Source organism: Jiangella rhizosphaerae (assembly GCF_003579925.1).
GTDB lineage: Bacteria > Actinomycetota > Actinomycetes > Jiangellales > Jiangellaceae > Jiangella > Jiangella rhizosphaerae.
The window spans coordinates 1-13,061 of sequence record NZ_QUAL01000162.1; the positions used below are offsets into that span (position 1 = coordinate 1).

At 72.3% G+C, this 13,061-nt stretch carries 11 protein-coding genes; 4 read left to right on the forward strand and 7 right to left on the reverse strand.

What is annotated here, in order from left to right; all coding sequences use genetic code 11:
- Positions 1–235 precede the first annotated feature (235 nt).
- From DY240_RS17085 to DY240_RS17110, 6 genes are all read right to left on the reverse strand, one after another.
- Complete coding sequence (locus tag DY240_RS17085; protein ID WP_119661053.1) at positions 236–1,144, reverse strand: dihydrodipicolinate synthase family protein; 909 nt, start codon at positions 1,142–1,144, stop codon at positions 236–238.
- 12 nt (positions 1,145–1,156) lie between these two features.
- Entirely contained in the window at positions 1,157–1,996 is an 840-nt protein-coding gene (locus tag DY240_RS17090; protein WP_119661054.1) for a carbohydrate ABC transporter permease, read from the reverse strand.
- Positions 1,993–2,931 carry a carbohydrate ABC transporter permease gene (locus DY240_RS17095; RefSeq protein WP_119661055.1) on the reverse strand — a complete coding sequence of 313 codons (939 nt, stop codon included), beginning with the start codon at positions 2,929–2,931 and terminating at the stop codon, positions 1,993–1,995. The genes DY240_RS17090 and DY240_RS17095 overlap by 4 nt, the downstream gene beginning before the upstream one ends.
- Entirely contained in the window at positions 2,928–4,205 is a 1,278-nt protein-coding gene (locus tag DY240_RS17100) for an ABC transporter substrate-binding protein (RefSeq protein ID WP_158602886.1), read from the reverse strand. Before DY240_RS17100 ends, DY240_RS17095 begins: the two co-directional genes overlap by 4 nt.
- A gap of 107 nt (positions 4,206–4,312) precedes the next feature.
- Complete coding sequence (locus DY240_RS17105; protein ID WP_119661057.1) at positions 4,313–5,074, reverse strand: SDR family NAD(P)-dependent oxidoreductase; 762 nt, start codon at positions 5,072–5,074, stop codon at positions 4,313–4,315.
- Between the two features lie 731 nt (positions 5,075–5,805).
- Positions 5,806–6,879: a zinc-dependent alcohol dehydrogenase gene (locus DY240_RS17110; protein ID WP_119661058.1), complete on the reverse strand. Its 1,074-nt coding sequence runs from the start codon at positions 6,877–6,879 to the stop codon at positions 5,806–5,808.
- Positions 6,880–7,010: 131 nt separating this feature from the next.
- On the opposite strand from DY240_RS17110, the gene DY240_RS17115 reads away from it, so the two are divergent.
- The 4 genes from DY240_RS17115 (at position 7,011) to DY240_RS17130 (ending at position 11,498) form a co-directional block, all read left to right on the forward strand.
- Positions 7,011–8,417: an ABC transporter substrate-binding protein gene (locus DY240_RS17115; RefSeq protein WP_119661059.1), complete on the forward strand. Its 1,407-nt coding sequence runs from the start codon at positions 7,011–7,013 to the stop codon at positions 8,415–8,417.
- Between the two features lie 5 nt (positions 8,418–8,422).
- Positions 8,423–9,367: a carbohydrate ABC transporter permease gene (locus tag DY240_RS17120; RefSeq protein WP_407659332.1), complete on the forward strand. Its 945-nt coding sequence runs from the start codon at positions 8,423–8,425 to the stop codon at positions 9,365–9,367.
- A 110-nt stretch (positions 9,368–9,477) separates the two neighbouring features.
- Entirely contained in the window at positions 9,478–10,305 is an 828-nt protein-coding gene (locus tag DY240_RS17125) for a carbohydrate ABC transporter permease (RefSeq protein WP_407659333.1), read from the forward strand.
- Positions 10,302–11,498 carry an ROK family transcriptional regulator gene (locus DY240_RS17130; RefSeq protein WP_119661061.1) on the forward strand — a complete coding sequence of 399 codons (1,197 nt, stop codon included), beginning with the start codon at positions 10,302–10,304 and terminating at the stop codon, positions 11,496–11,498. The genes DY240_RS17125 and DY240_RS17130 overlap by 4 nt, the downstream gene beginning before the upstream one ends.
- A 34-nt stretch (positions 11,499–11,532) precedes the next feature.
- Here the strand turns inward: DY240_RS17130 and ptsP are convergent.
- On the reverse strand, positions 11,533–13,061 hold a 1,529-nt coding region (ptsP, locus tag DY240_RS17135), incomplete at its 5' end, for a phosphoenolpyruvate--protein phosphotransferase (RefSeq protein WP_119661062.1).

A 13,061-nucleotide genomic window follows, 5' to 3' on the forward strand; every position in this document is an offset into this window, starting at 1 on the left:
CGGCTCGGGCGGGGCGCCGCCACGCCGGCCCGGGACCGCCGCGGCCCGCAGCGCCGCGGCGTCGACCCCGGGACCCAGGTCCGCACCCCAGTGCAGGACCCGCGGCAGCCACGGCGTCTGCAGGTCCAGCACCAACGCGACCCCGGCCCGGGCCAGCGTCACCATGCGGTCGTCCATCGCGATCCCCTCAGGCGGCGGCAACGTCCGGATCAGCCTGTCAGACCGCCGTGCGCGGTCAGGAGGCGGCCGCCTTGAGCTGCTCGACCAGCCCGTCGACCGCGGCGACCGCGTCGGCGTTGAGGCGCCCCCACGGCGCCCGGGCCGCACCGGCGTCGGGGCCGAACCGGTTGATCAGCTCCTTGACGACCGGGATGGAGCCCCACCGGTCGGCGACGGCGGCGATCTGGCGGAACGGACGGTGCAGCGCCAGCGCCGCCTCGACCTCACCGGCGAGGATGCGCGATCGCACCTCCCGCGCGACCGGGGCGAGCACGTTGTACAGGCTGCCGATGGCTCCGGTCGCGCCGCAGGCTACGCCGGCCGGCAGCAACTCGTCCTTGCCGAAGTACACCCGGACGCCCTCGGCGGCCTCGCGGGTGCGGATGAACTCGAGCAGGTCACCGTCGGTGAACTTGACGGCGCGCAGGCTCGGCACCCGGCTGACGGCCTGCTCGACCACCGCCGACGGCGCCGCGCGCAGCCCCGTCATCGACGGGATGTGGTAGTAGCACAGCGGCACGTCCGGCGCCGCCTCGGCGATCTCGGCCAGGTAGTCGACGATGGCCGTGACCGAGGGCGGCTCGCCGTAGAACGGCGCCACCGCGGCGATGAGGTCGACGCCGGCGTCGGCGGCGTGCCGGGCCAGCCGCCGGGCGTCCACCAGGCTGAGGTCGCCCACGTGCGCCCCGAGCAGCAGGCGGTCGCCGCGGTGCTCGGCCCAGGCGCTGATCAGCTCGGCCCGTTCGTCGACCGTCAGCGCCATCGACTCACCGGTGGTTCCGCCGACGAACGCGCCGTCGATGCCCAGCGCGACCAGCCGCTCGGCCTGTGCGGGGACCACCTCGGCGGCCAGGCTCTCGTCGGCCCGGAACGGGGTCGGCGTGGCCGCCCACAGCTCGAACGCCTCCGCGGTGTCTGTGCTCATGCACGTGCTCCTCTAACTCTTGGTGGCACCGGCGGTGAGACCGCCGACGATGTAGCGCTGCAGGAAGACGAAGACGACGATGATCGGCAGCGCGACGACGACGGAGACGGCCATCAGGTCGTTCCAGCGGGTCCCGAACGAGTTCGTCAGCCCGGCCAGCACGACGGTGATCGGCTGCATGCCCTCGTCGGAGGCCAGGGCCAGCCCGAACACGAACTCGCCCCACGCGCCGAGGAAGCTGATGACCGCGACGGTGATCAGCCCCGGCACCGACACCGGCAGCGCGACCCGCAGGAACGCCGTCCACGTCGTGCAGCCGTCGATCTTGGCCGCCTCGATCACCTCGCCCGGCACGGACAGGAAGTACGGCCGCAGGATGGTGATGGCCAGCGGGATCGCCAGCGAGCAGTTCGCCAGGATCAACCCCACGTAGGAGTTCACCAGGTCGGCCCGGCTGAAGATCACGAACATCGGCAGCGCGAGGTTCACGGCCGGGATCATCTGCACGACCAGGAACAGCAGCATCAGCAGCGCCACGAACCGCACCCGCAGCCGGGCCAGCGCGTACGCCGCCGGCACCGCCACCGCCAGCGTCACGACCGTCGTCCCGACGGCGATGACGGTGCTGTTCAGCAGCCCGCGGCCGATGCCGGCATGGTTCACGACCGTCTCGGTGTACGAGGTCAGGGTGATCGGCGACGGGAACAGGTCCGGCGGCGTGGCGAAGATGTCCGACGAGTCCTTCAGCGACGTCGCCAGCATCCAGTACACCGGCAGCAGGTAGGCGATCGTGATGAGGACGCCGCCGACGCTGAGCCAGCCGCGCCGCCGCCGGGCCGCTGTCGCCGTCATGACAGCTCCTCGCGGCGCAGCGACCGGAAGTAGAACACCGACAGGCCGAGCGGCACGATCAGCATCAGCGTGGTCGCGACGGCGCCGGTGTCGAACCGGAAGAACTCGAACGCCTCGTTGTAGGCGTAGATCGGCAGGATCATCGTGGCCTCACCGGGACCGCCGCGGGTCATCAGGAACACCGTGTCGAAGGTCTTGAAGGTGGAGATGAAGCACAGCAGCAGCGCGGTCAGGTTGACCGGCTTCAGCAGCGGCATCGTCACGCTGGTGAACCGCCGCCACGCCCCGGCGCCGTCGATCTTCGCCGCCTCGTACAGCGTGTCGGGGATGCCCTGCAGCCCCGCCAGCAGCAGGATCATGATGAAGGGCGTGAACGACCACGCCGTGGCGATCACCACCGCGAACAACGCGGGGACGGGCCGGGCGAGCCAGAACATGTCGCCGTCGACGAGTCCGACGGCTTCGAGCAGCGTGTTGATCAGCCCGTAGCTGCCGTCGAGCATCCACCGCCAGACGTTCGCGCTGACCACGGTCGGCAGGATCCAGGCGAGCAGCAGCAGCGAGCGCATGAGGTTGCGGCCCGGGAAGCGCTGGTTGAAGTACACCGCCAGCGCCATGCCCAGGGCGAACGCGACGGCGACCGCGAGCCCGGTGTAGAGCAGCGAGATCACCAGCGCGTGCCAGAACTCGTCCCGGCCCAGCTGGTCGGTGTAGTTCTCCCAGCCGACCCACTCGGCCCCGCCGGTGACGATCTGCGCGACGCCGACGTCACGGAAGCTGAGGTCGATGTTGAAGATCAGCGGGTAGAGCACGGTCGCCGCGACGAAGAGGACCGCGGGGAGGACGAACAGGTGGTCGCCCCAGCGCCGGGCCCGCCGCGGGGCCCGGGCCGGAGTGGTGCTCGCCGTTCCCGGCGGGGCGACGGTGGTGGTCACTCGACGTTCGCCAGCGCCTCGTCGATCTGGCCCTGTGCCTCGGCCAGCGCGTCCTCGACGCTCGCCCCGCCGCCCGCGGCGGCCTGCAGCGCACCCTGGATGCGGGTCAGCACCTCCGACGACGCCGCGGCGAGGTCGCCCTCAGGCGCCCAGGCCTGCTGCAGCTGCTCGGCGAAGATGGCCCGGACCGGGTCGTCGCCGGTGTCGACATCGTCGCGCGCGGCCAGCTTGTTCCGCTCGGGCAGGTACTCGGCGAGCACCTCCGGCCGCTGCATCCAGGCGATGACGTCCCACGCGGCGTCGGCGTTCTCCGTCGTCGTGCTGATGGCGAGGTTCTCCTGGCTGAGGAACGTGGCCGCCTCGACGTCGCTGGGCAGCAGCGCGACGTTCCACTGCAGCTCCGGGTTCTCCTCGGCCAGGATGCTCAGGTAGGTCGCGGAGTTGATCATCATCGCGGCCTGGCCGTTGGCGAACTGGTTCTTCACGTCCTCCTCGTTCCAGGTGAGGACGCCGTTGGAGACCGCGCCGGAGGCGATCATGTCGGTGAACTGGGTCAGCGCCGTCACGCCGGCCTCGGAGTCGATCTGCGCGGGGTCGCCGCCGGCGGCGAGCAGCCGGATGACCAGCGCCGTCGCGCCCTCGTCGCCCTCGATGCCGCTGAAGGCGAGGCCGTAGCGCTGGCCGTCGGACAGCTGGGTGGCGTGGTCCTGCATCTCGGCCCACGTGGTGGGCGGCTGCAGGCCGGCCTCGGCCAGCATCGTCTCGTTGTAGTAGACGGCGTAGGCGTCGGCCACGTGCGGAATGGCGTACGTCGCGCCGTCGACCTGGGTGGTCTCCCAGCCGGTCTCGAAGTAGTGGTCGGCCTCGCCCCACTCCTCGACGCGGTCACTGAGATCCTGGATGACCCCGGCATCGGCGAGCGCCTGCGTGGTGAAGCCGTTGATCAGCGCGATGTCAGGCAGGTCGCCGCCGGCCGCGGACTGCAGCAGCGTGCGGGTGAAGTCGCCGAACGGGATGTGCCGCGCCTCGATGGTGACGCCGTCGTGCTCCTCCTCGTACCGGTCGAGCAGACCCTGCAACGCCGCGCCCGTCGGGGTGTCCGGCGTCCCGTAGTAGTGCCACAGCGACAGCGTCGTCGAGCCGCCGTCGCCGCCACTGCTGGTCTCGTCGTCGGAGCCGCCGCTGCCACACGCGGTGAGCAGTGCTGCCGCGGCGAGCACCCCCGTCGCCCGTGCCGTCCATGCGGCCACCGATCGCCCGCCTCTCGTGCCCATGACACCTCCCTGTGTCCGCGATTCGCGCCTCGCGCAGACACTAGTCAGATATCCCATATCCCGTCAATGGGTGGATCTGCCCGGCCAGATCCCGAGAGATGGGGCGCTCAGCCGACCGGGCCGCCGGCGACGTGGATCACCTGGCCGGTGACGAACCCGGCCTCTGGGCTGACCAGGTACGACGCGGTGTGCGCGATGTCCTCGGGGCGCCCGACCCGGCCCACCGGTATCGACTCCGCGGCGATGCGCTGGTGCTCCTCGAAGGTCCGGCCCAGTCGCTGCGCGCTGGCCGCGGTCATGTCGCTGACGATGAACCCGGGCGCGATCGCGTTGACGGTGACGCCGTGCGGGCCGAGCTCGAGCGCGAGGGACCTGGTGAACCCGATGAGGCCGGCCTTCGCACTGGAGTAGTGCGAGCGGCCGTCGTCGCCGTGGGCGGAGATGCTGGAGATGGTGACGATGCGCCCCCAGCCCGCGGCGACCAGGTGCCCGACGACGGCGCGCGTCACCAGGAAGTGGCCGCGCAGGTTGATGCCGAGCACGTGGTCCCACTGCTCGACGGTCATCTCCGTGATACCGGCGGCCGGGCCGGCGCCGGCGTTGTTCACCAGCACCGTGGGCGGCCCCAGCGCGGCGACGACCTGGTCGGTGGCGGCGGTGACGGCGGCCTCGTCGGCGATGTCGCAGCGGACGGCGAGGGCCGTGCCGCCGGCCGCGGAGATGGCGGCGGCGGTGTCCGCCGCGGCCTGCTCGTCCAGGTCGAGGACGGCGACGGCGTGCCCCTCGCGGGCCAGCCGGGCGGCGACGGCGGCACCGATACCACGAGCGCCGCCGGTCACGATGGCCACGGGATGTTCGGGTCGGGTCATGGTCAGAAGCACACACCAGGGCTCCTGGTGGGCGCCAGCGGGTTTCACACCGGGGTCGGTTCGGGCTTCTCGTTCGCCAGGGCTCCCCGTCCCCCTGCTGCCCCATTCCCTTGCCGCGAACGGGCAGCTCTCAGGGGGACGGGGAGGATGTGGGCACGCCTCACGCGTGGCGCGCCCGTTTCGCACCGGTTTGTCGGGCTGTGGACAGCGATGATCATCGGCGATCGCCTACATCACGAGGATTACCTGAGCTTCACCATGGCTGTAGAGGTGTTGACGCTGGGGTAATCCTCGTGATGGCCCCCGAATCACGGCGAAATCTCACCAGGTGGACGCTCAACGACAGCAACGCCACACCGTAACGGGGCCAACGCCGCGGGAGCCGTCGCCGCTCTTCCCCCGTCCCCCTGATAGCTGCCCGTTCTTTGCCGCGGGCGCGCGGGTCAAGCGGTCATCGTCGGCGCGAAGCGCCCAACAGGTCCGCTTGAGGCGCGCGCCCGCGGNCAACAGGTCCGCTTGAGGCGCGCGCCCGCGGCCAAGACAACCGGGCAGCAGGGGGACGGCCCAACGTGAGGTGACGGGGCCAACGCAACAGGGGGACGGGGCCAACGCCGAAGCCCGGGACACCCTCGCCTACGGCCCGAACCCGCCGGCGACCTCGATGTGCTGGGCGGTGATCCAGCGACCGCCGCCCAGCCGCGACGCCGCCCGGCTCGGCGGCGCACCGGCCGTCAGCGCGGCGCCGTCGCTCCCGTAGCCGGGGCGGCGGGGAACCGGAGCACCACCTGCAGCGCCTCGGCCGGACGCTGGTCGAGCAGGTCGAAGGCGCCCGCCACGTCGGCCACCGGCACGACGTGCGACAGCAGCGGCGCGACGTCGACCTGGCCGGACGCCACGAGCGACATGAACACCGTCAGCAGCCGGTCGTGGTTCCACCGGTCGCCGAGCGCCCGCGGCGTGCCGCTGATCTGGCTGGCCACGATCTCGACCCGGTTGTGGTGGAACTCCTCGCCGAGCCGCAGCCCCGCACCGTCGCCCTGGTAGAACCCGGCCGCGACGACCCGGCCCGCCGGGCGCACCGCCCGGATCGCCTCGTGCAGGGCGCGGTAGCTGCCGCTCAGCTCGATCGCGGTGTCGGCGCCGGCGCCGCCGGTCACCGACCGCACGGCCACCGCGGCACCGCCTGGCAGGTCGGCCGGCACCGCCCGCACGGCACCGAACCGCGACGCCAGCGCGACCCGGTCGGCCAGCCCGTCGACCGCCGTCACGGAGGCTCCGTTCAGCCCCGCCAGGCGGGTGGCCAGCAGGCCGATGACGCCCTGGCCGAAGATCGCCACATGCTCGCCCAGGTGCACGTCGGCGGCGAGGACGGCGTTCAGCGCGATGGCGCCGACCCGGGCGAAGACGCCGTGCACCGGGTCGACGCCGGACGGGAGCAGCCGCCGGGCCGCGATGACGGCCGGCACGACGGTCTCGGCGCGGTGGCCCCAGATGCCGTAGACGACGTCTCCGACCCGTGGCGACGAGACGTCCGGCGCGACCTCGGTGACCTGCCCGACCTCCTGGTAGCCCCAGCCGGAGACCGGATACGAGAACGACGGCGAGCCCTCGGTGAACAGCCGGGCGCCGGCGTCCCACGTCTTCGTCAGGTATGGGTTGGAGCCGCGGTAGGCGGTCAGCTCGGTGCCGGCGGAGATGCCGGAGTACCAGGTCGCGATGCGGACCTGGCCCGCACCCAGCGGCGACGACGGTTCGTCGGCCACGCCGACCTGACGGGGTCCGGTGAACTGGACGACGAGCGGCATCGGCGCACCTCTCACATTCGACTACTCGAATTTCGTCTGCGAACAAGCGGATTATGTCTTGTCATCGGACATTATTAGGTGTTTCATGACCGTAACCCTGAGCTTGCCACTCTCGACGATGAGAGGTTCGCATGAGAGCAACCAGCATCGGCCGCGGGGCGGCCGCCGTCCTGGCCGGGTCCGTCGTGCTCGCCGCGTGCGGCGGGGGTGGCGACGACGACACCGGCGGCGGGTCGGAGGCTGCTGACAGCATCACCGTGTGGGTGGTCGAGGACATCGCCGACCGCGTCACCGCCATCGAGGCCATCACCGAGGCCTTCAGCCAGTCCTCCGGCATCGACGTCGAGCTCGTGTCGGTGGCCGAGAACGACTTCGACCAGCTCATCACGTCGTCGGCGGCGGCCGGCGACCTGCCCGACGTCATCGGCGCGACGTCGCTGGCCGGCGTGCAGTCGATGGCCGTCAACGAGCTGCTGGACACCGAGACGCCGGCCTCCATCGTCGACGACCTCGGCGAGGACACCTTCGCCGAGGCCGCGCTGGAGCTGACCCGCGACGACGACACCCAGCTGGCGGTGCCCAGCGACGGCTGGCCGCAGCTCATGGTCTACCGCAAGGACCTGTTCGAGGCGGCCGGCCTGGAGCCGCCGACGACGTTCGACGCCATCACGGCCGCCGCCGAGGCGCTGGACAGCGAGGCGGTGGCCGGCATCGTCGCGCCGACGATCCCCGGCGACGCGTTCACCCAGCAGAGCTTCGAGTACTTCGCGCTGGGCAACGGCTGCGAGCTGGTCGACGACGAGGGCACCGTCACGCTGGACTCGCCGGAGTGCGCCGAGACCTTCGACTTCTACGCCGACCTCGTGCGCAACTACTCCGTCGCCGGCAACCAGGACGTCGACACCACGCGCGCGACCTACTTCGCCGGGCAGGCGGCCATGGTCGTGTGGTCGTCGTTCATCCTCGACGAGCTGGCCGGGCTGCGCAACGATGCCCTGCCGACCTGCGCCGAGTGCCGCACCGACCCGACGTTCCTGGCACAGAACAGCGGCGTCGTCACGGCCGTCCAGGGACCCAGCGGCGACGAGGCGGCGTCGTACGGCGAGATCACGTCGTGGGTGCTGACCGCCGACTCCGCGACCGAGCCGTCGTCGGAGTTCGTCCGCTACATGATGTCCGACGGCTACGTCGACTGGCTCGCCGTCGCGCCAGAGGGCAAGATCCCGACCCGGCAGGGCACCGAGGACGACCCCGAGGAGTACGTCACGGCCTGGGAGGGACTGGACGCGGGCGTCGACACGAAGGCGCCGCTCGGCGACTTCTACGACGCCGAGACGCTGGAGACCGTGCGCACCAGCGCCGAGACGATCCAGCGCTGGGGGTTCGAGCAGGGCCAGGGCCAGCTGGTCGGCGCCACGCTCGGCGAGCTGCCGGTGGCGGCGGCGCTGAACGAGCTGGTCAGCGGCAGCGGCACCGGTGAGGAGGCCGCGCAGCAGGCTCAGGCCGCCGTGTCCGAGATCCAGCAGAGCCTGGAGTGACGACGGTGCCGGCCCGCACCAGGACACTGGCGCGCCAGGAGTCCCGGCTGGCGTTCCGGCTCATCTCGCCGACGCTGCTCATCGTGCTCGTCGTCGTGGTGCTGCCGGTCGTCTGGACGATCTCGCTGGCCTTCCAGGACGTCCGGCTGATCAACCTGCGCGATGCCGGGTTCTTCGGCGAGTACGACCTGGACAACTTCACGACGGTGTTCGGCTCGTCCGGATTCTGGTCGTCGCTGTGGACGACCGTCGTGTACACCGTCGGCGCGACGCTCGGCTCGATCGTCATCGGACTGATCGCCGCGCTGGCGCTGCGCCGGCCGTTCCGCGGCCGCGGCGTGCTGCGGGCGGCGATGCTGCTGCCCTACGTCGCGCCGGTGGTCGCCGCGACGTTCGTGTGGTCGGTCGCCCTGAACCCGCAGTTCGGCATCGTCAACGACTGGGGCACCCGGTTCCTGGGCTGGGACGAGCCGGTGCCGTTCCTGTCGCAGCGCGACTACTCCGTGGGGCTGTTCGGGATGGACGTGACGGTGCCGCTGGCGCTGCTGACGGTCATCGCGTTCGAGGCGTGGCGGTACTTCCCGTTCGCGTTCCTGTTCATCATCGCCCGGCTGCAGGCACTGCCGTCGGAGCTGGACGAGGCCGCCGTCGTCGACGGGACGTCGATCTGGCAGCGGTTCCGCTACATCACGTTGCCGCAGCTCATGCCGGTGATCGCGCTGCTGACGATCCTGCGGTTCATCTTCACGTTCAACAAGTTCGACGACATCTACCTGCTGACCGGCGGTGGCGCCGGCACCGAGGTGGTGTCGATCCGGGTGTACGAGTTCCTGACCGCCCGCACGGACATCGGCGCGGCGGCGGCCCAGTCGCTGGTGCTGGCCGCCGTGCTCGTCGTCTTCATCGCCGTCTACATGCGGACGGCCGCGGCCCGAGGGGAGACGTCGTGAGCGTGGAGACCGTCGCGACCGCACCGGCGCCGTCCGGCCGGCCGCCGCGCACGCCGTCGCGCGGCCGCCGGCACCACCCGCGCAGCCGTGAGGAGCGGGTCTGGGGCGCGCTGCGGGTCGTCACGATCGTGGTGCTGGCGCTGGCCACGATCCTGCCGTTCGTCTACATGCTGGTGCTGTCGGTGCGCCCGATCGCGGAGGTGCTGCTGGAGCCCGGCCGGCTGTGGGTGTCGCCGTCGGAGTTCACCACCGACACCTACCGCGAGGTGCTGACCCCCGTCGACGACGGCGGCCAGGGGTTCCTGCGCTACATGGGCAACAGCGCGCTGGTGGCCACGGTCACCGTCGTCGTCACGTTGCTGGCGTCGATCCTCGGCGCGTACGCCGTCAGCCGGCTGGCCTTCCGCGGCCGCGGCGCCACCGGCTACCTGTTCCTCACCGTGTACCTGTTCCCGCCGATCCTCCTCGCCATCCCGCTGTTCGTGCTGTTCTCGCAGCTCAGCCTGCGGGGCAACCTGCTGGCGCTGGCGATCGTGTACGTGGCGCAGACTGTGCCCGTGGCGATCTACATGCTGCGCAACTACTTCGCGACCATCCCGGTGTCGCTGGAGGAGGCGGCGCTCATCGACGGGTGCACGCGGTTCGGCGTGATCCGGCGCATCAGCCTGCCGCTGTCGATGCCGTCGCTGATCGCCACCGGCCTCTACGTGTTCATGATCGCGTGGAACGAGTTCCTGTTCGCCCTGCTGTTCCTGGTCGAGCGGCGCGACAACTGGACGGTCAGCCTGGGGCTGTCGCGGCTGTCGGGGTCGATCGAGGTGCCGACGACGGTGCTGATGGCCGGCTCCGTGGTGCTCACCGTGCCGATCATCGCGTTGTTCTTCCTGGCCGAGCGGATGCTCGTCGAGGGCCTCACCAGCGGCGCGGAGAAGGGATGACGGCGGCCGGCGCGCGCACCGTCCTCACCGCGACGGCGGGGCAGATCCTCGAACTGGTCCGCTCCGGCGAGGTCACCACCCGGCGCGAGCTGCAGGAGCAGACCGGCCTGTCCCGGTCGACGCTGACCCAGCGACTGGCCATGCTGACCGCGGCCGGCTATCTGAGCGAGGCGGCCGCGCTGCACTCCGGCGTCGCGGGCCGGCCGGCGAAGGGTCTGTCGTTCGTCGACACCGACAAGTACGTGCTCACCGCCGACCTCGGCGCGACGCACGCACGACTCGCACTGCAGGACGCCGCCGGCGCCATTCTGGCCGAGAGCACCGACCGGATCCGGATCCAGGACGGGCCGGACACCGTGCTGTCGGCGGTGCTCGACGGGTTCGAGGCGCTGCTCGCGTCGGCGGGCGCCGGCGCGCGCGAGCGGTTGTGCGGCATCGGCATCGGCGTGCCCGGGCCGGTGAACGTCGCGACGAAGCGGCTGCAGCAGCCGCCGATCATGCCCGGCTGGGACGGCCACCCCGTCACGGCCGTGTTCGAGGAACGGTTCGGCGTGCCGGTGCTGATCGACAACGACGCCAACCTCATGGGGCTCGGCGAGGCGCGGCGCTACCACCCGGACGTGCCGAGCCTGCTCTACGTCAAGGTCGGGACCGGCATCGGGGCTGGGCTGATCATCGACGGCCGGCCGGAGCGCGGCATCGCCGGCGGTGCGGGCGACATCGGCCACATCCGCATCGCGCACCCCGTCGCCGGTGCCGTGTGCGCGTGCGGCGCCAACGGCTGCCTGGCCGCGCACGCCAGCGGCGGCGCGCTGGTCCGGCAGCTCAACGACCGCGGCATCCCGGCCGAGACCGCGTCCGACGTCGCCCGGCTCGTGCAGGCCGGCAACGCCGACGCGATCGCGCTGGTGCGCACGGCCGGGCAGCTCCTGGGCGAGGTGCTGGCGACGGCGGTGGCGCTGCTCAACCCCGGCGTCCTGGTGATCGGCGGCTCGATGGCCCTGACGCACGAACACTTCCTCATCGGCGTGCGCGAGTCGCTGTACGAGCGGACGGTGCCGCTGGCCACCCGCGACCTCACCGTCACCGCGTCGGCCCTGCGGGACCGCGCCGCCATCGAGGGCGCCCGCATCATGGTCGTCGACCACGTGTTCTCCGCCGCGGCCGTCGACGCCCGCCTCGGCGCCGCCTGACCCGGAATGACCACGTGGTCATTCCGGGGCGGGGTCAGGTGAGGGGTGGGAGCTCCGCGTGGACGGCGGCGCGGGCGGCCTTGGCGTCGGGGGCGGCCAAGGCCAGCTCGGCCAGCCGGACGCACTCCGCCTTCGTGACGGAGAGCAGCGTGGCCGCGACCTCGGGGATGGCCCGCGCCGTCATCGACAGGCTCGTCACACCGAGCCCGGCCAGGACGACGGCGAGCGCGGGGTCGGCCGCGGCCTCGCCGCAGACACCGACCGGCCGCTCCGCCTGCAGGCCCGCCTCGGCCGTCAGGTGCACCAGCCGCAGCACGGCCGGCTGCCAGCCGTCGCTGAGCTCGGCCAGGTCGCCGAGCAGGCGGTCGGCGGCCATGGCGTACTGGGTGAGGTCGTTCGTGCCGATGCTGGCGAACGCGACCCGCGCCATCAACGCGTCGGCGGTCAGCGCAAGCGCCGGCACCTCGACCATCACGCCGGCCGTGGCCAGACCGAACGTGCCGGCCCGGGCGACGAAGTCGGCACCCTCGGCAGCCGTGGAGACCATCGGCGCCATCACCCACACCTCGGCGCCGGACGCCTCGCCGGCCCGCGCGATCGCCTCCAGCTGGTGGTCGAGCACCTCCGGGTGCCGCAGCGCGGTCCGGTAGCCGCGCACGCCCAGCGCCGGGTTCGCCTCTGAGGCGTCGGTGAGGAACGGCAGCGGCTTGTCCGCGCCGGCGTCGAGCGTGCGGACGACCACCTTCTTGCCGGCGAACGGCTCGAGCACGGCGGTGTACTGCGCGGTCTGCTCGTCGACGGACGGCTCCTCGGCGCGGTCCAGGAAGCAGAACTCGGTGCGGAACAGCCCGACGCCCTCGGCGCCGGCCTCGGCGGCGGCCGCGGCGCCCTTCGGGTCGCCGACGTTGGCCAGCAGCTGCACGCGGTGCCCGTCGGCCGTGCGGCCGGTGCCGTCGAACGTCCACTCGCGGGCGGCGGCCGCCTGGACCTGAGCGACGACGTCGGCCGACGGGTCGGGCTCGATCGTCCCGGCGCCGCCGTCGACCAGCACGACGGTGCCCTCCGGCGTCTCGAGGATCCCGCGCGCCGCGACCACCGCGGGCAGGCCGAGCGCCCGGGCCAGGATCGCGGTGTGCGACGTCGGGCCGCCGCCCTCGGTCACCAGGGCCAGGCACGTCGACGGGTCCAGCGTCGCGGTGTCGGCCGGCGCGAGATCGTGCGCCACGAGCACGAACGGTTCGTCGCGCTCCGGGACGCCGGGCGCCGGCCGGCCGTCGAGCACGGCGACGATGCGGTCGCGCACGTCGGCGACGTCGCGGGCCCGCTCGGCCATGTAGCCGCCCAGCGACTCCAGCATGGCCTGCACCTCGGCCGCCGCGTCCCACACCGCCCGGGCCGGCGCCGTCCCGTCGGCCAGCTTCTTCTGCGCGGCGGTGACCAGCGCCGGGTCGGCCGCCATCAGCGCCGTCGCCTCGAGCACCGCGGCGCCGTCGCCGTGCGCCGTCGACGCGCGCCGCTCGAGGTCGGCGCGGACCTCCTCCGCGGCGGCGGCGATGCGGGCGC

Excerpts from the sequence above, each read along its gene's own strand:
- DY240_RS17085 (WP_119661053.1), bottom strand. The coding sequence starts at position 1,144 with ATGAGCACAGACACCGCGGAGGCGTTCGAGCTGTGGGCGGCCACGCCG.
- DY240_RS17090 (WP_119661054.1), bottom strand. The coding sequence starts at position 1,996 with ATGACGGCGACAGCGGCCCGGCGGCGGCGCGGCTGGCTCAGCGTCGGC.
- DY240_RS17100 (WP_158602886.1), bottom strand. The coding sequence starts at position 4,205 with ATGGGCACGAGAGGCGGGCGATCGGTGGCCGCATGGACGGCACGGGCG.
- DY240_RS17105 (WP_119661057.1), bottom strand. The coding sequence starts at position 5,074 with ATGACCCGACCCGAACATCCCGTGGCCATCGTGACCGGCGGCGCTCGT.
- DY240_RS17110 (WP_119661058.1), bottom strand. The coding sequence starts at position 6,879 with ATGCCGCTCGTCGTCCAGTTCACCGGACCCCGTCAGGTCGGCGTGGCC.
- DY240_RS17115 (WP_119661059.1), top strand. The coding sequence starts at position 7,011 with ATGAGAGCAACCAGCATCGGCCGCGGGGCGGCCGCCGTCCTGGCCGGG.
- DY240_RS17130 (WP_119661061.1), top strand. The coding sequence starts at position 10,302 with ATGACGGCGGCCGGCGCGCGCACCGTCCTCACCGCGACGGCGGGGCAG.